We start from the raw sequence: 15,601 nt of genomic DNA, 5'->3' as shown, positions 1-15,601 counted from the left end.
GATTCGGCGGGCGGCTCAGCGGCCAGGGCGGCCAGCTGCCCGAGCCTGACCGGTGCTGCGAGTGTTCGCTTGGACATGGAACGCAAATCGGCGGCCGCCGTCGGGCCGTCAAAGGCGCGGCCGGCCAAGTCGGCGGCGATGGAGGCCGTGGCATATCCGCACACGCGCCCCTGGCACCAGCCCATGCCGGGCCGGGCAAAGGATTTCAGGCTCCGGACGTCTTCGGCCCCGAGGTCAGCATGCGCCGTGCACAGCGCGCCGTACGTAACTTCCTCACAGCGGCAGACCACGGTTTCCGGAGTCAGCCAGCCGTGCCAGCGCAGGGGCACGGGATTGGCGCGGTGCATGGCCTCGGCGAAGGCGCGCAGGCGGGCGCGGTCACGCTGCAGGGCGCCAATCCGGCGGCCCAGGGCGGTGCCCCCGGCTGCGGCGGCGCCGGATTCCGCCGCCACGCAGAGGGCGGCCAGCTCGCCTTCGGCCACGGCCATTGCGGCGCCGCCCACGCCCGTGGCCTCCCCTGCCACGCTGATCCCGGGCACGGAGCTGCGCAGCCGCGAATCAACCACGGCGGTCAGCGAGCCGTCCACGTCCACGGCGGTTTCGGCGCCCGCTGCCAACACCAGTTCCAGCTGCGCGGTGAAGCCCCAGCCCAGGGCGACGACGTCGCAGGCGATGCGCCGTCCGGTCCCGGGCAGCACGGAGCCGTCGGCGGCCAGCTTGGAGACCGTCACGGCCTCCACCCTGTCCGTGCCGTGGATTTCCGTCACTGCAGTGCGGATTTTGTAGGGAATCCGGTGCCTGGCCAGCACCGCCGCATACTCGGCGCCCTCCATCGCCTTTTCCGGCGCCCGCACCGCGCCGCGCAGGTTCCGCAGCCAGCCGGCGGGGCTGTTGGCCTCGCAGATTGCGGCCACTTTGACCCCGGCCGCGGCCAGGCCCGTGGCCACGGGCAGCAGGAAGGGCCCGGTTCCACCCACGACGGCGACCCTCCCGGGAGCTGTCCCGCTCGCCTTCAGCAACGCCTGCGCCCCGCCGGCGGCCATGACCCCGGGCAGGTCCCAGCCGGGGACCGGAAGCTGGCGGTCGTAGCCGCCGGGGCAGAGAATCACCTGCCGCGCACGGACGTCTGAGGGCAGCTGCTCCGGCCCGCCGCCGGGGATGTCCAGCGCCGGAGCCAGGCGCAACAGGGTTGACCCCTCCCCCGGCTCGAGCAGCCACACCTGGGTGGTGCGCCAGTACTCCACGGTGCCGGCGGCTTCGTGGGCGTACAGCCGCGCGCGGAGGTCCGCGAAACGCTTCCAGTCGTGGTGGCCGGCGGGAGTCCGGGCATCCGCAGCGTCAAGCTTCGCAGGCCCCGGCGCCGCAGCCCCGGGCACCGCAGCCCCGGGCTCCGCACCCACCGGCGCCTCGACCGCGTGCCGCCAGAACTGCCCGCCCGGCTGCGCACCGGCGTCGACGAGGACCACGGACAGGCCCACGTCGGCGGCGTGGACGGCGGCAGCCAAACCAGCCGGCCCGGCGCCGACAATGGCAACGTCAAACATCGGGGCCCGCCCCTGTCTCCAGTGCCATGCCGTCCCTCGCAGGGGTGAGGCAGGCGCGCTGGTTGGGGACGCCGTCGGCCGTTATCAGGCAGTCGAAGCACACGCCGATGCCGCAAAACAGGCCGCGCGGACGCCCTTCCTTGCGGGTGGTGCGCCACGCGGTGATGCCGGCCTCGGTGAGCGCGGCGCCCACGGTTTGGCCGGGGCGGGCGGACAGCGGCGCGCCGTCCAGGGTCAGGTGCAGCTCAGGCATGTGCGCCCTCCAAGTCGGTGTCAAAGCGTTCCGGCGCAAACGGCGCCAGGTCCAGGGCGGGGGCTGCGCCCGTGAGCGACGCCGCCACCAGCGCGCCGGTGCCCACCGAAAGCCCGATCCCGGCGCCTTCGTGCCCGCAGGCATGCCACAGCCCGGGAGCGCGCGGATCCGGGCCGATGACGGGCAGGTGGTCGGGGCAGTAGGGGCGGAAGCCAAAGTAGCTGCGGAGCACCTTGGCCTCCTGCAGGAACGGGAAAAGCGCCATGGCCTTGCCCGCCATTTCCGCCAGCACGTGCGGGTTGAAGGACTTGTCAAAGCCCACCCGTTCGCGGCTGGAACCGATCAGGATGGTGCCCGAATCCGTCCCCTCCACCACGGGCGAGGTCTGCAGCCCGGCATCGGAGCTGGCCACATTGTCCACGTATTCGGCCGCGTACACCTTGTGGCGGACCATCACGGGAAGCGGTTCGGTGACCATCACGTAGCCCTTCCGGGGCAGCACAGGAACACGGACGCCGGCCAGCGACGCCACGGCGCCGCCCCAGGTCCCGGCGGCGTTGACCACGGAGTTGGCGCTGACGTTCCCGCGCGCGGTGGCCACGCCCGTGACGGCGTCGCCGCGGCGCAGAAAGCCGGTGACTTCAGTGCCCGGATGGACGGTGGCGCCCAGGCCGCGGGCCAGTCGGAGCAGGTGCGCGGCGGCCAGCATCGGCTGCACCTGCGCGTCCTGCGGGTAGAAGGCGCCGCCGGCCATGCCGGGTGCCAGGTGCGGTTCGTGGCTGTGCAGCTCCGCCCCCGCCACCAGTTCGACGTCGATCCCCGCCTCCCGCTGCCGTCCCGCCAGGCGTGCCAGGTTGGCCTGCGTGGTTTCCCGCGCCGACACCACCAGCCCGCCCTTGGATTCAAATTCCCACAGCGGCCCGTGTTCGGCCAGCTCGCCGCGCCACAGGGACTGCGAGTAGAGGGACAGTTCCAGTTCGGGGCCGGCCTCCTTGTCGGAGACCAGGATGTTTCCCTCGCAGGCGCTGGAGGTGCCGCCGGCAACGGGGCCGCTGTCCAGCACGGCCACCTTCAGTCCCGCGAGTGCGGCAAAATAAGCACAGGCGGCGCCCACGGCGCCGGCACCGATGACCACAACGTCAGCCGAGAGGGGCAACTTCATAACAGTAGTATGTCACATGCTACTGTCCGCGAACACCCCCGCGCCCGTTGAGGTTCGAGATAACCACCTCCCCGGGGCTCCTTCGGAGGTGGTTATCTCGAATCTCAACGAGGGGGGGGGTTAGTGCCTGGCCCATTCGCCGCGGACGTGGCCAATGTGGCGGGTCATGAGGTCCTGCGCCTCCCGTGCCTTGCCGGCAGCCATGAGGTCAACAAGTTCCACGTGTTCCAGTGACATGTCCCGCAGCTTGCCAGTGGCGGCCAGCGGGGCCAGGCCCAGCAGCCGGGTGTGGGCGCGGAGCTCGGAAATCAACGCCACCAGGCGGCGGTTGCCGCTGTATTCCAAAACGGCAATGTGGAAGGCGCGGTCCGCCTCCGTGTAGGCAATGAGGTCACCTTCGCCGGCGAACGTGACAATGTCCTCGGCCATCTTGCGCAGCCGGGCCAGCCCGGCGGCGTCAATGAGCGGGGTGACGGCGCTGACGGTGGGCGGCTCGATCAACAGCCGCAGGGCGGTGATCTCGTCGAGGTCGCCGTCGGACACCTCGGTGACCCGGAAGCCCTTGTTCGGCAGGGAGACAACCAGGCCTTCCTTGGCCAGGTCGAGCATGGCCTCGCGCACCGGTGTGGGGGACACGCCAAATCGCTTGCCCAAGGTGGGGGCCGAATAGACCTCCCCGGGCTTCATCTCCCCCGAGATCACGGCCGCACGGAGGGCCTTTGTCACCGTTTCCCGCAGGCTGACGTTTTTCTTGACAACCGTCAGGTGCGAGCGTTCCATGGAGCCCACGGCCCCTCCTAATCCCAGCTAAAGCAGTGAAAGCGGAACGAAAATCCCACTACAATATGACATTTTAGTGCATGGCTGCGGCTGGCGGGATAAAAAGTTCATACGCCCGCCCGGCCACCACAATGTCCTCCCAGGACATCCCCACCCCCGAGTACAGCAGCGGCTTCCCGGACGTCGGTGCAAACTGCCCGTTCACCAGCTCCGACAGCGTGGCCAGTCCGCCGGCGGCCCACTCCTGCGGGGACCGTGCGGGGATCAGGTCCCCGGCCTCGCGCAGCGCCGAAGCCCGGCCCTCCACCACCACGGCGGCCCGCCGCGCCAACGAAGGGTCAACCTCCCGGGCGTCCAGCCCGTGCGAGCCGATCGCGGCCACCACGGCGCCGTCCCGGACCAGCGCACCGTCAAAAATGGGGGTGGCGGAGGACGTTGCACAGACCACCACGTCCGCCCCGGCCACGTCCGCGGCGGAACCACTGCGGGCGGGCACCCCGCGGCCGGCCCACTTTTCCGCCAGCGCGGCAGCGGCTTCGTCCCGGCGGCCCACCACCACGAGGGAATCAATGCCGCACACCGCGTGCAGCGCCTCAATGTGCCGGTCCGCCTGCAGCGACGTCCCAAACACCGCCACCGCACCGGCCCGTGTGGCGCCCCGCAGCCCCAGGAGGTGCTTGAGCGCCAGGGTGGTCACGGCCGGGGTGCGGATCAGCGTCAGCTCGGCGCCGTCAAGGGCGGCCAGCGGCGTGAGGAACTCCCCGTCCAGCAGCAGGTACGTGCCCTGGATTTTCGGGTGCCCCTTGGCGGGGTTGCCCGGCGCCACGGTGGCCACTTTCACCCCGGCATACTTCGCGGACTGGGCGGGCATCAGCAGGAACTCCCCGGCTGAAAGCGGGGCAAACAGCCGTGGCGAGTCCAGCTCGGGGTCCTGTCCGCCGCGCAGGGCGTCCTCGAGGGCGGCCACGGCGGCGGCCGGGGACATCAGCGCGGCCAGCTCGGTGGCGTCGATGTACGGCAGGGTCATGAAGGGTCCTTTGTTTGGCGGGGGATGCTGGGAGGCTGAAGAACGACGGCGGCAGTCCCGTCCGCGCGCGCCGTCACCGACACGATGGGCATGGGCCCGGCAACGGTGCGCAGCGTGGCCGATGCGCCGGCGTCGAGCATGGCAAGGGGCATGGCGGTGCCGTACAGCTCGGCGGCGGCCAGGGCGCCGAGGGCCACGATGGCGTCGCGGGCAGTCAGCAGGATGGCGGCCGGGCCCACGCCCGCGCGCAGCTGTTCGGCCAGGACGGAGGAGGATGAGCTTGACCCGCGCGTGGCGTCCATGAGCAGCACCCGGCCGGCGATCGAGGTGCCGTGCTGGGGGTGGTGGGCGTCAATGATCATGCCTGTCCTGCGGTCGGTGCCGCCCCAGAAGGACAGCGGCTCATCCAGCGGCAACAGCTGCCCGCTGCCAACGCCCGGGCACAGGGCTGCCGCGGCCAGCTCACCTTCAGTTCCACTGGCTGTCATCGCGCACCACCCGTCCGGCCCTTGCGGACGCGAGGCACTCGGCCAGCGTGCCAAACACCACGTCCACGCCGATGTTCATGGGGGCGTACCAGGCCCACTTGCCCGACGGCGTCATGACGGTCCGCTCCTCCGGCGCCAGGATGGGCGTGATGTAGGTGCAGGTGTCCGCCACAATCCGCGCACCGCGTTCCTCGGCAGCCTGGACCAGCCCGGCCTCGCGCGCCTGTGCCAGCACCTCGCGGGAGGTGTTGATCCACACGGTGCAGCCCGGGTGGAAGGGGCGGGTGCCGGCGAGGGCGGCGGCCAGCTTTTCAAACTCGCGCACCGAAAAGTGCGGCGTGCCCAGGGCCACGGCATCCAGCGGCGCCGACGGGTCCGCGACGGTGGAAAGTTCATCCCGGGCGGCCCGCAGCATGGCGGAGGTGACGGGTGTGGACGGCAGCGCGGCCCACCCGGGTCCCGGCGTGAGGGCCTCGGGAGTCACGCCAGCCACATGGAACAGCGCCACGCCGCCGGAAGAGGCCGCGGTGGCGCCCAGCGCCTTGAGCCTGTCCTCATCCACCGAGGCGGGGTCGATGCCCGTCAGCAGCGGCACGCCGGAACCGGACAGGCGCCCCACCACATCGCCCAGGGCGGCCCAGACGGCCTCCTCGCCCAGCATGGCCGGGGACAGCGCGGAACAGTCAAGTTCCAGCGTGGGCAGCCGGTGTTCATCGAGGTGCAGGCCGGCGTGGGGCACGCGGCCCGTGATGGCGGCGCAAATGTCAATGAAGTCGCCGTAGCGTTCGGTGCGGGCGCCCAGCACGGAGTTGGCGAAGACGATGGCGTTGGATTCTGCCCAGGCAACGTTCTCACCAAACGCGGGCCGTTCCGCGGACTGGTAGGGCGCGCAGGTCCAGGTGGGGCGGGCGCCGAGGGCACGGTAGGCGTCCATGAGTGCGCGGGCCGGCACGGCATCTTCGGGCGGCAGCCGCACCAGGCCCGGGTGCATGAGGTCCAGCGAACTGGAGTTGAGCGTGGTGGGGACGGCCACCCGGGCACCGAGGGAAGCAAGCTTTTCGGCAAAGTCCAGCCCGGCCTGCCCGTGGTAAAGGCAGCTGTCGATGTGGGCGCCGGTGACGGGCATGAGCCGTTCGGCCCCAAGCACGCCGGCCAGCGCCACCACCATGCGCATGGCCATGGCCACCCCGGGCCCGCTGTCGCCGCGGAGCATGGCGGCCTCCTCGGCGGTGAGCACGGGCCCGGGGGTGGTCACAGCAAAAACCCGGCCGGGAAGGGGTCCTCGGGGTCCAGGTGGTACTGGGCCGTGCCGGTGATCCAGGCCCGGCCCGTGATGGTGGGGACCACGGCGGGCAGCCCGCCCACAGTGGTTTCCTCGACCAGTCGTCCGGTGAACTGGGTGCCGATGAAGGATTCGTTCACGAAGTCCGTGTTCAGCGCCAATTCGCCGCGGGCGTGCAGCTGGGCCATGCGGGCGCTGGTGCCGGTGCCGCACGGCGAGCGGTCAAACCAGCCCGGGTAGATGGCCATGGCGTGGCGTGAATGCTCGGCGGTGGAGCCGGGCGCCTTGAGATACACGTGGTGGCAGCCGGTGATGTCGGGCCGTTCCGGGTGGACCGGAGGGTTGTGGGCGTTGATGGCGTCCATGATCTTCAGCCCAGCGTCCAGGAGCTCGTTTTTCGCCGCCCGGTCAAACGGCAGGCCCAGCTCCTCCAGCTCGACGACGGCGTAAAAGTTTCCGCCAAACGCCATGTCGTAATGCACCTCGCCCAGGCCCTCCACCGCCACGGACTGGTCCAGCGCCAGCGAGAAGGAGGGCACATTGCGGATCGTGACGGACTTTGCGGCACCGTCCTCCACGGCCACCTCGGCGATGACCAGCCCGGCCGGGGTGTCCAGCCGGATCGTGGTCACGGGCTCCACCACGGGCACCATGCCGGTTTCCACCAGCACGGTGGCCACCCCGATGGTGCCGTGCCCGCACATGGGCAGCAGCCCGGAGACCTCGATGAACAGCACCCCGTAGTCGGCGTCAGGCCGGGTGGGCGGCTGCAGGATGGCCCCGCTCATGGAAGCATGGCCGCGGGGTTCGTACATCAGCAGGGTGCGGACGTCGTCGCTGTTGTCCATGAACCACTGGCGCCTCTCGGCCATGGTGGCACCGGGGATGGTGCCCACACCGCCGGTGATGACCCGGGTGGGCATCCCCTCGGTGTGGGACTCCACGGCGTGAAAGACCCGCTTGGAGCGCATCGGCGTATCCCTTACTTGTAGCCCTTGGCCAGCACGGCCTCGGTGTCGGCCGTGATGCGCGCGGCCAGCTCGGCGGGCAGCGGACCGCGCGGCTGGCGGCAGGCCCCGCCCTTGCGCCCGGCGATGTCCATGGACAGCTTGATGGACTGGACAAACTCCGTCTTGGAGTCCCAGCGCAGCAGCGGGTGCAGGTCGCGGTAGATGGGCAGTGCCGTGGCAATGTCATCGGTGCTGCCGCTGGTGACCAGGTTGTACAGGTTCACGGTGCTTTGCGGGATGGCGTTGGGGTAGCCGGCAATCCAGCCGACGGCGCCGGCCAGGCCAAGTTCCAGCAGTACGTCGTCGGAGCCCACCAGCAGGTCCAGCTCGGGGGCCAGCTCAGCGATCTCGTAGGCGCGGCGCACGTCGCCGGTGAATTCCTTCACGGCCACGATGAGGCCCTCTGCGTGGAGGCGGGCCAGCAGAGCCGGCGTCAGGTCCACCTTGGTGTCGTAGGGGTTGTTGTAGGCCACGACCGGCAGGCCGGCCTTGGCCACCTCGCGGTAGTGCGCCATCACGGTGTCGTCGTCGGCCTTGAAGGTGTTCGGCGGCAGGGCCAGCACGGAGGCGGCCCCGGCGTCGCGGGCCTGCTCCGCCCAGCGGCGGGATTCGTCCGCGCCGTACGCGGCAACGCCCGGCATGACGGTGAAGCCCTCGGGCGAGGCGGCCACGGCGGTTTCCACCACCTTGGCCCGCTCTTCCGGCGTCAGGGTCTGGTATTCGCCCAGGGAGCCGTTGGGGCAGACGCCGTCGCAGCCGTTGGCGGCCAGCCAGGCAACATGCTCGCCAAAGGAGGCGTGGTCAACGCTGCCGTCGTCGTTGAAGGGAAGTGCCGTGGCGACGTGGATGCCCTGCCAGGGCTGGGTGCGGGTGGTCATGCTGGTCTCCTTTGTCCAAAAACTGTTTCATGCGGGTCAACTTGTTGCCCCCACACTATCAGTACAATGTCACATAATACTAGAGGTGCGGGTCCTACCGCAGCACAAACCCCAGCCCGAGCTCGTCGTCGGCCTCCAGCGTGAACTTGCACTCCCCCACGGGAAACGCCCGGCCGGTGACCTCAACCACCACGCCGGCGTCGGAGTGGCCCGCCACCTCGGAGGTGAAGTGCGAGTCGATGATGGAGAAGTGGTCCAGCACGTCCCCGTACGCCAGCTCACCCGAATCGGTCAGCGCCGCCACCCGGGCCGCGGTCCCCGAGCCGCACGGGGAGCGGTCCACCTGCCCGTCGGCAAAAATGGTCACGTTGCGCTGCGCCAGCGCCCCGTGCATGGCCAGGCCGCTGTCCGGCCCCACCGCCTCGTGGAAGATGGTGCCGTAAATCCCGTCCAGGCGGGTGTCGGTGGGGTGGTGGGCGGCGGGATGGTCCGCGAGCGCGGCCTTGACCTGCCGGCCGGCTGAGATGAGCCTGAACAGGTTCGACGGCGTGACGTCCAGTCCCGCTGCCCGTGCCGGCAGCGAGGCGTACAGCGCCCCGCCCCAGAGCACATCCACCCGGAGCCGGCCAAAGTCCGAGGTCTTGACCTCAATGTCCCGGGCCACCACGTAGGAGGGGACGTTGCGGAAGGTGACACTCTCCACGACACCGTCCACCATCGACACCCTGGCCGTGACACGCCCGGACGGGACGTCGATGACCACGTCCGTGTCGCCGTCGTCCGGGGCCCGCACCAGGCCGCTGCGCACGGCCCAGGCGCCCAGGGCGATGGTGCCGTGGCCGCACGCGGTGGAAAAGCCGTCCTTGTGCCAGAACAGCACGCCAAAATGGGCTCCGTCGTCATTGGGCGGGACGATGAAGCCGCCGTACATGTCCGCATGACCGCGGGGTTCATTGACCAGCAGGCGCCGCAGCTTGTCGGCATCGCCGGCCATGGCATTTTCGCGCCGTTCAAGCACCGTGGCACCCGGAATCAAGAACGGCAGGGCAGGCACAATCCGGAACGGCTCGCCCGCCGTGTGGTAGTCCACCGTTTCAATTTCCCACGATTCAACCTTCATTGCTCCCTTTCACTCCCTGCCAACATTTCCCGCATGCTACGCACCAAGGTAGGCCTCAACAATGCGCGAATCCGCCATCAGCTCCGCCCCCGTGCCGGTCATGGTGGTGACCCCGTTTTCAATGACATAGCCGCGGCTGGTGATCTTCAGGGCGGCCCGCGCATTTTGTTCCACCAGCAGCACCGTGGTGCCGTTGGCATTCACTTCACGGATCACGTCCATGACCTGGGCCACGATCAACGGCGCCAGCCCCATGGACGGCTCGTCCAGCATCAGCATCCGCGGACCGGCAATAAGCGCCCGGCCAATGGCCAGCATCTGCTGCTCGCCGCCGGACAGCGTGCCGCCCTGCTGCGAGCGCCGCTCCGCCAGCAGCGGCAGCAGCTCAAAGACGTCCTTGAGCCGCTTTTGCACGGTCGCCGAGTCCTTCACCAGGTAGCCGCCCAGCTGCAGGTTTTCCAGCACGGACAGGGTGGAGAAAATCCGCCGCCCCTCCGGCACGTGGATCAGCCCGGCGGCCACCACCTCCCACGGCTTGGCGCGCGTAATGTCCTTGCCGTCAAAGCTGATTCTTCCCGCGTGCGCCTTCACAATGGCCGACGCCGCCGACAGCGTGGTGGTCTTCCCCGCGCCGTTGTTTCCCAGCAGGGCAACGATCTCGCCCTCCTCGACCCGGACGTCGATGCCGCGCAGCGCCTGGATCTTGCCGTAAAACACTTCCACGTTCTCAAACTCGAGCATCGCCATCAGGAATCGCCCTCCGTCGCATCCGGCCCTTCGGCTTTGGCCGGCTCATCGGCCTTGGCCGGCTCATCGGCCTTGACTGGCTCATCGGCTTTGCCGAGGTAAGCCTCAATGACAGCCGGGTTCTTCTTCACCGCATCCGGCGTGCCATCGGCAATCTCCTTGCCGAAGTTCATCACCACCACGCGTTCGCTGACCTCCATCACCACGCCCATGTCATGTTCAATGAGCACCACAGCGGCGCCAAGGTCGCGGATCTTGCGGCACAGTTCCAGCAAATCCTGTTTTTCCGAGTGGTTGAGCCCCGCCCCAGGTTCGTCCAGGAGCACCAGCTTGGCCTTGCGGGCCATGGCGCGTGCCATTTCCACCTGGCGCTGCTGTCCGTAGGCCAGGTTGCGCACGGGGATGCCGCGCCCGCCCTGGTAGCCCACAAAGTCCAGCCAGCGGTGGGCCTCCTCCGTGTAAAAGCGTTCGCTCTTGCGGTACCGGGGCGTGTGGAACAGGGCGTCCACAAAATTCTGGCCGCCGTACAGGTGCATGCCGCCACGGACGTTGTCCAGCACAGTCAGGTCCGGGAACAGCCGCAGGTTCTGGAAGGTGCGGGTCACCCCGGTGGCCGCTATGACGGCGGGCCGCTTGCCGGTGATGTCCTTCCCGTCCAGCGTGATGGATCCGCTGACCGGCTTGTAAAACCCGGTGATGCAGTTGAAGGCGCTGGTTTTCCCGGCGCCGTTGGGGCCGATCACCGAGACGATCTCCCCGGCGTCGGCGGAGAAGGTGAGGCCGTTGACAGCCTTGACTCCGCCAAAGGCGATCTGCAGTTCATTGACTTCCAGCAGCGGGCTCACGGGGTCCCTCCCTTCGCGGTGGTGACGGGCGCACCCGGGCGGGGGCCGCCGTCGCGCTTCCCCTTGCGGGCCTCATCAAGTTTCTCCGGTTCATAGGCGCGGCTGGGCCAGAAGCCCTGGGGCCGGAGCACCATGACTGCCACCAGCACCACGCCGAAGATCACGTAGCGCAGGTTGCCCATGTCGCGCAGGAATTCCGGCAGCAGCGAGATGACCACCGCTCCCACCACCACGCCGCGGGTGTTCCCCATGCCGCCCAGCACCACGGCCATCAGTACCAGGGCGGACTGCAGGAACACGAAGCTTTGCGGGGAGATGGCCGAAAGGTGCGCGGCGAAAAGCACGCCGCCGATCCCGCCCCAGATGGCGCCAAAGATGTACGCGGCCAGCTTGACCTTGTAGGTGTGGATGCCCATGGCCTCGGCGGCGTCCTCATCCTCGCGGACAAAGCGCCACGCCCGGCCCAGCCGCGACTTGCCCAGCCGCGCCGAACCAAGCACCATCAGTGCCACCACGGCCACGCAGAAGTAGTAGAACGGCACGGGCCCGGAGAGGTCCAGGCCGAAAAGGTCCACGCCGGGGATGCCGTAGATGCCGGAGGGGCCGCCCGTGATCGCAAGGTTGTTGGCCGTGAGGCGGATGATTTCGCCGAAACCCAGGGTGACGATGGCCAGGTAGTCGCTGCGCAGCCGGAGCGTGGGGCCGCCGATGATCAGCCCGGCCAGGATGCACATGACGACCACGGCAGGGATGGTGAAGAGGATGGGCAGTTCCCAGGCCTTGGCAATGATGCCGGAGGTGTAGGCCCCCACAGCCATGAACGCGATGTAGCCCAGGTCCAGCAGGCCGCAGTAGCCCACCACAATGTTCAGCCCGGACGCGAGCAGGATGAAGATGACGGCCGTGGTGCCGATGCTCATGGCGTAGTTGCTGGCCAGCACAAACGGGAACAGCACGGCGATGGCAAAGGCGGCCCAGCCCAGCTGCCTGCTTTCAAACAGGCGGGAAATGCGGCTGGCGGGCTTGCCGATCCGGCGGGGCGCGCGGGTGGTGTCGACGTTGTCGCTCATTTAGACACGCTCCGTTACGCGTTCGCCCAGCAGGCCGGTGGGTTTCAGGGTCAGGAAGGCGATCAGGACCCCGAACGTGAACACGTCCCGCCATTCCCCGCCCAGCCACTGGGACCCGAAGGCTTCCAGCAGGCCCAGCAGCAGGCCGCCCAGCATGGCGCCCTTGATGTTTCCGATGCCGCCGATCACGGCCGCAGTAAACGCCTTCAGGCCGATGATGAAGCCCATGAGGAAGTCGATCTTGCCGTAGTAGGCCCCGGCCATGACGCCGGCGGCGCCGGCCAGGGCCGAGCCGATGAAGAACGTCCACGTGATGACCTTGTTGACGTTGATGCCCATCAAAAGCGAACCCTTGGTGTCCAGGGCAATGGCACGCATGGCCCGGCCCATCGAGGTGCGCTGGATGTAGGCATTCAGGCCCAGCATGAGCAGCACCGCGATCACCATGAGGACGATCTGCGGAACGGAGATGCGGGCGCCAAGGACGGTGAAGCTATCGCCCTCGAGCCTGACCGGGAATACCTTGGGGTTGGGGCCGGCCACGGCGCTGACGCCGTATTCCAGCGTGAAGGACGCGCCGACGGCGGTGATCAGCACCGCGAGCCGCGGCGAGTTCCGCAGCGGCCGGTACGCCAGATACTCAATGCCGACGCCGATGCCGCCGGTGACCACCATGCACAGCAGCAGCACTATCAGCAGCGCCGTGATGGACATGGAGGCCGGAATGACGCCCACTGAGGTCAGCATGGCAAAGCCCACGAAGGCGCCCAGCATGTAAATGTCGCCATGGGCGAAGTTCAAAAGTTTGATGATGCCGTAGACCATGGAATAGCCCAGGGCGATAAGTGCGTAAAAAGAGCCTACGAAGAGGCCGTTCCAAACGAGCTGTGTCATGCGTGACCTGCCTCAAGCTGTGTCAGCGGTGTTCAGGGTGGAATGGTGCGGTTGGCGGGCCCCGGACGGGACCCGCCAACCGGCTGCGCTAGCTCAGCGCATCCTTCAGGACGAATTTTCCGCCCTGGACCACCAGGATCTGGAAGCCTCCGCTGCTCAGCGTGTGCTCCGGGGTGAACTTCAGCGGCCCGGAGAAGATCTGGAAGCCGTTGATCCCCTCCAGTGCCTTGATGACATCGGCGCCCTTGGTTCCCTTGGCCTGCGTGATGGCCTCGGCCGCCACGCGGACGGCGTCATAGGACTGCGTGGAGTACGGGCCGGGGGCCGAGCTGAACTTCTTGTTGTAGTTGGCGATCCACGTCTCGGCGCCCTTGATGGTGTCCGGGGTCTGGGTCATGGTGGCGAAGACGCCCTCGGCATTGGCGGAACCGGCAATCTTGACCAGTGACGGGTCAACGCTGCCGTCGGCCACCATGATCTTGCCCTTGAACCCGGCGGCCTTGAGCTGGTTGATGATCAGCCCGCCTTCCTGGTAGTAGCCCGTCCAGTAGAGCATGTCCGGGTTGGCGCCCATGATGTCGTGCACGGCGGAGGAGTAGTCGCTTTCACCTGCCGTGACGGAGGTGGAAAGGGCCACCTTGACGGAGCCGTCGGAAGCCAGGTCCTTCTTGGTTTCGGTGGCGATGTCCTTGGAATAGCTGGTGTTGTCATCCACCAGGGCAACGCTCTTCACCCCGTCCTTGACCATGAACTTCACTGCCGCGGCCGCCTGCTGGGTGCCCGTGCCGTTGATCATGAAGACATTGGGCAATTTCTGGTTGACCAATTCCTGCGAGTTGGCCGCCGGAATGATCATGGGGATGTTTGCCTTGTTGAAAATGGGCAGCGTGGGCAGCGTGGCCCCGGAGCAGTAGCCGCCCACGGAAATGAGGGCCCCGTTGGAGACGGCCTTGTTGGCCGCCGCGGCCGCCTGGGTGGGATCGCAGGCGCCGTCTTCCAGGTCGAGGGACAGTTGGCGGCCCAGCACCCCGCCCTTGGCGTTGATTTCATCGACGGCCATTTGCATGCCGTTCTTCATGTAAACGCCGGTGGGGGCGCTCGAGCCGGACAGCGGGATCACCGCGGCGATCTTGATGGGTCCGGTGTCGGCCGAGGAACTGCTGCCACCGCCGCCGAGGATGCCCCCGCAGCCGGTGGTGGTGGCGAGCATTGCCGCCGCGACCGCACCGACCGCAAGTGCCTTGGGAATTCGAAGTTTCATTGCCTGCATCTCCTTTGACGGGACAACATCCCAATTGAGAACCAACCACTCAAGGCCCGGATGGCCGGGCCTGTCATGCACGTCACACTTCACATGTCAGTAAAATATGACATGTCACGGTCGGCACTGTCAATGGATGCACTTTGCTGCGGGCCGATCGCAACCGGACCGAGACCTTTCGTCGACGGCGCGGGGCGGGCATACACTCCATTCATGGACCCCGAATTGATGCAAGCGGCCTTTTTCCGTGCCACGGGCGGCCCGGAAGTGATCGAACACGGCCTGGTGCCCCGCCCGGTGCCGGCGCCGGGCAGTGTGCTGGTGCGGGTGGCCGCAACGGCCGTGAACCACGTGGACACCTTTGTCCGCAGCGGAAAGTACGCCACGGAGCTCGCGTTCCCCCAGGCGGCGGGCCGAGACCTGGTGGGCGTGGTGGAGGAAACGGACCCTGCCGGGGATCCCGGATTTGCCCGCGGGGATGCCGTGTGGTCCAACTCCATGGGGTTTGGCGGGCGGCCCGGTGCCGCGGCCCGGTTCGCGGCCGTTCCCCGGGACCGGCTGTACCGCCTGCCCGACGGCGTGGACCCGGTCCAGGCGGCCGCCGTGCTGCATGCGGGGGCCACGGCCTACCTGGCCCTGCACGTTCATGGGGACGTGCAGGGCGGTGACACGGTGTTCGTGGGCGGGGCCGCAGGGGGCGTGGGATCCGCCCTGCTGGTGCAGGCTGTCCGCGCAGGCGCCAGGGTGGTCGTCTCGGCACGCGCCACTGACCTGGAGTATTGCCGCAGCCTGGGGGCGTCCGCGGCCATCGACTACGCTTCCCCGGACTTTGCGGCCCGGCTCCGCGGCGCGGTGGCGGATGCATCCGGCGGGCGCGGGCTGGACATCCACATTGAGACGTCCGGGCGGCATCAGCTGGAACTGGCCGTGGACCTCTTGGCGCTGCGCGGGCGGATCATTGCCCTGTCCGGGCTGGCCGCCACCAACCAGGTTCCGCTGGGCAGGCTCTACACGCGCGACGGCAGCATTCGCGGCTTTGCCATCAGCAATGCCACGGTGGCCGAGCTCGCCGCTGCGGCCGGCGCCGTGAATGAACTGCTGGAGGATGGCAGCCTGCGCGCCCGCGATGTCACCGTGCTGCCCCTGTCCGCTGCGGCGTCCGCCCATGCTTCCCTGGAGTCCGGGACCGCCCGGGGCAAGCTGGTGCTGGTGCCGCAGTGACCCCGGCTAGCCGCGCCGG

At 68.5% G+C, this 15,601-nt stretch carries 16 protein-coding genes; 1 reads left to right on the top strand and 15 read right to left on the bottom strand.

Features of this window, described 5'->3' with window-relative positions; genetic code table 11:
- From LPN03_RS19015 to LPN03_RS18945, 15 genes are all read right to left on the bottom strand, one after another.
- A partial coding sequence (locus tag LPN03_RS19015; RefSeq protein WP_262455505.1) for an NAD(P)/FAD-dependent oxidoreductase occupies positions 1-1,544 on the bottom strand: 1,544 nt, incomplete at its 3' end.
- A complete protein-coding gene (locus LPN03_RS19010; RefSeq protein ID WP_165183309.1) occupies positions 1,537-1,797 on the bottom strand; it encodes a (2Fe-2S)-binding protein in 261 nt (86 codons plus the stop codon). The genes LPN03_RS19015 and LPN03_RS19010, both read right to left, overlap by 8 nt.
- Positions 1,790-2,959, bottom strand: coding sequence for an NAD(P)/FAD-dependent oxidoreductase (locus LPN03_RS19005; RefSeq protein ID WP_262455504.1), 1,170 nt, complete (start codon positions 2,957-2,959; stop codon positions 1,790-1,792). The genes LPN03_RS19010 and LPN03_RS19005 overlap by 8 nt, the downstream gene beginning before the upstream one ends.
- Before the next feature lie 120 nt (positions 2,960-3,079).
- Positions 3,080-3,739, bottom strand: coding sequence for a GntR family transcriptional regulator (locus tag LPN03_RS19000; protein ID WP_165183328.1), 660 nt, complete (start codon positions 3,737-3,739; stop codon positions 3,080-3,082).
- A 73-nt stretch (positions 3,740-3,812) separates the two neighbouring features.
- Positions 3,813-4,766: an ornithine cyclodeaminase family protein gene (locus LPN03_RS18995; RefSeq protein WP_262455503.1), complete on the bottom strand. Its 954-nt coding sequence runs from the start codon at positions 4,764-4,766 to the stop codon at positions 3,813-3,815.
- On the bottom strand, positions 4,763-5,254 hold the full coding sequence (locus LPN03_RS18990) for an aconitase X swivel domain-containing protein (RefSeq protein WP_262455502.1): 492 nt from the start codon (positions 5,252-5,254) through the stop codon (positions 4,763-4,765). Before LPN03_RS18990 ends, LPN03_RS18995 begins: the two co-directional genes overlap by 4 nt.
- Entirely contained in the window at positions 5,235-6,509 is a 1,275-nt protein-coding gene (locus tag LPN03_RS18985) for an aconitase X catalytic domain-containing protein (protein WP_262455501.1), read from the bottom strand. The genes LPN03_RS18990 and LPN03_RS18985 overlap by 20 nt, the downstream gene beginning before the upstream one ends.
- A complete protein-coding gene (locus LPN03_RS18980) occupies positions 6,506-7,507 on the bottom strand; it encodes a proline racemase family protein (RefSeq protein WP_262455500.1) in 1,002 nt (333 codons plus the stop codon). Before LPN03_RS18980 ends, LPN03_RS18985 begins: the two co-directional genes overlap by 4 nt.
- An 11-nt stretch (positions 7,508-7,518) precedes the next feature.
- On the bottom strand, positions 7,519-8,424 hold the full coding sequence (locus LPN03_RS18975; RefSeq protein ID WP_262455499.1) for a dihydrodipicolinate synthase family protein: 906 nt from the start codon (positions 8,422-8,424) through the stop codon (positions 7,519-7,521).
- Between the two features lie 94 nt (positions 8,425-8,518).
- Complete coding sequence (locus LPN03_RS18970; protein WP_262455498.1) at positions 8,519-9,544, bottom strand: proline racemase family protein; 1,026 nt, start codon at positions 9,542-9,544, stop codon at positions 8,519-8,521.
- Positions 9,545-9,580: 36 nt separating this feature from the next.
- The gene (locus tag LPN03_RS18965; RefSeq protein ID WP_410468622.1) at positions 9,581-10,285 is read right to left on the bottom strand and encodes an ABC transporter ATP-binding protein; all 705 of its coding nucleotides are present in this window, start codon (positions 10,283-10,285) and stop codon (positions 9,581-9,583) included.
- A gap of 5 nt (positions 10,286-10,290) precedes the next feature.
- Positions 10,291-11,136, bottom strand: coding sequence for an ABC transporter ATP-binding protein (locus LPN03_RS18960; protein ID WP_262455496.1), 846 nt, complete (start codon positions 11,134-11,136; stop codon positions 10,291-10,293).
- Positions 11,133-12,206, bottom strand: coding sequence for a branched-chain amino acid ABC transporter permease (locus LPN03_RS18955; protein ID WP_262455494.1), 1,074 nt, complete (start codon positions 12,204-12,206; stop codon positions 11,133-11,135). Before LPN03_RS18955 ends, LPN03_RS18960 begins: the two co-directional genes overlap by 4 nt.
- Positions 12,207-13,100 (bottom strand): branched-chain amino acid ABC transporter permease, encoded by an 894-nt coding sequence (locus tag LPN03_RS18950; RefSeq protein ID WP_165183319.1) that lies wholly within the window; start codon positions 13,098-13,100, stop codon positions 12,207-12,209.
- A gap of 88 nt (positions 13,101-13,188) precedes the next feature.
- The gene (locus tag LPN03_RS18945) at positions 13,189-14,361 is read right to left on the bottom strand and encodes a branched-chain amino acid ABC transporter substrate-binding protein (protein WP_205678362.1); all 1,173 of its coding nucleotides are present in this window, start codon (positions 14,359-14,361) and stop codon (positions 13,189-13,191) included.
- Positions 14,362-14,574: 213 nt separating this feature from the next.
- Here LPN03_RS18945 and LPN03_RS18940 point away from each other — a divergent pair, with 213 nt between their 5' ends.
- Positions 14,575-15,582, top strand: a complete 1,008-nt coding sequence (locus LPN03_RS18940) for an NADPH:quinone reductase (protein WP_262455492.1) — start codon at positions 14,575-14,577, stop codon at positions 15,580-15,582.
- Positions 15,583-15,601 lie beyond the last annotated feature (19 nt).

It is taken from the genome of Arthrobacter sp. A2-55 (genome assembly GCF_025548615.1).
Classification (GTDB): domain Bacteria; phylum Actinomycetota; class Actinomycetes; order Actinomycetales; family Micrococcaceae; genus Specibacter; species Specibacter silviterrae.
The sequence above is the reverse complement of the archived record's forward strand: the minus strand, read 5'-3'. Positions and strand labels throughout refer to the sequence as shown.

Excerpts from the sequence above, each read along its gene's own strand:
- LPN03_RS19010 (WP_165183309.1), bottom strand. The coding sequence starts at position 1,797 with ATGCCTGAGCTGCACCTGACCCTGGACGGCGCGCCGCTGTCCGCCCGC.
- LPN03_RS19005 (WP_262455504.1), bottom strand. The coding sequence starts at position 2,959 with ATGAAGTTGCCCCTCTCGGCTGACGTTGTGGTCATCGGTGCCGGCGCC.
- LPN03_RS19000 (WP_165183328.1), bottom strand. The coding sequence starts at position 3,739 with ATGGAACGCTCGCACCTGACGGTTGTCAAGAAAAACGTCAGCCTGCGG.
- LPN03_RS18995 (WP_262455503.1), bottom strand. The coding sequence starts at position 4,766 with ATGACCCTGCCGTACATCGACGCCACCGAGCTGGCCGCGCTGATGTCC.
- LPN03_RS18990 (WP_262455502.1), bottom strand. The coding sequence starts at position 5,254 with ATGACAGCCAGTGGAACTGAAGGTGAGCTGGCCGCGGCAGCCCTGTGC.
- LPN03_RS18980 (WP_262455500.1), bottom strand. The coding sequence starts at position 7,507 with ATGCGCTCCAAGCGGGTCTTTCACGCCGTGGAGTCCCACACCGAGGGG.
- LPN03_RS18975 (WP_262455499.1), bottom strand. The coding sequence starts at position 8,424 with ATGACCACCCGCACCCAGCCCTGGCAGGGCATCCACGTCGCCACGGCA.
- LPN03_RS18970 (WP_262455498.1), bottom strand. The coding sequence starts at position 9,544 with ATGAAGGTTGAATCGTGGGAAATTGAAACGGTGGACTACCACACGGCG.
- LPN03_RS18965 (WP_410468622.1), bottom strand. The coding sequence starts at position 10,285 with ATGCTCGAGTTTGAGAACGTGGAAGTGTTTTACGGCAAGATCCAGGCG.
- LPN03_RS18955 (WP_262455494.1), bottom strand. The coding sequence starts at position 12,206 with ATGAGCGACAACGTCGACACCACCCGCGCGCCCCGCCGGATCGGCAAG.
- LPN03_RS18950 (WP_165183319.1), bottom strand. The coding sequence starts at position 13,100 with ATGACACAGCTCGTTTGGAACGGCCTCTTCGTAGGCTCTTTTTACGCA.
- LPN03_RS18945 (WP_205678362.1), bottom strand. The coding sequence starts at position 14,361 with ATGAAACTTCGAATTCCCAAGGCACTTGCGGTCGGTGCGGTCGCGGCG.
- LPN03_RS18940 (WP_262455492.1), top strand. The coding sequence starts at position 14,575 with ATGGACCCCGAATTGATGCAAGCGGCCTTTTTCCGTGCCACGGGCGGC.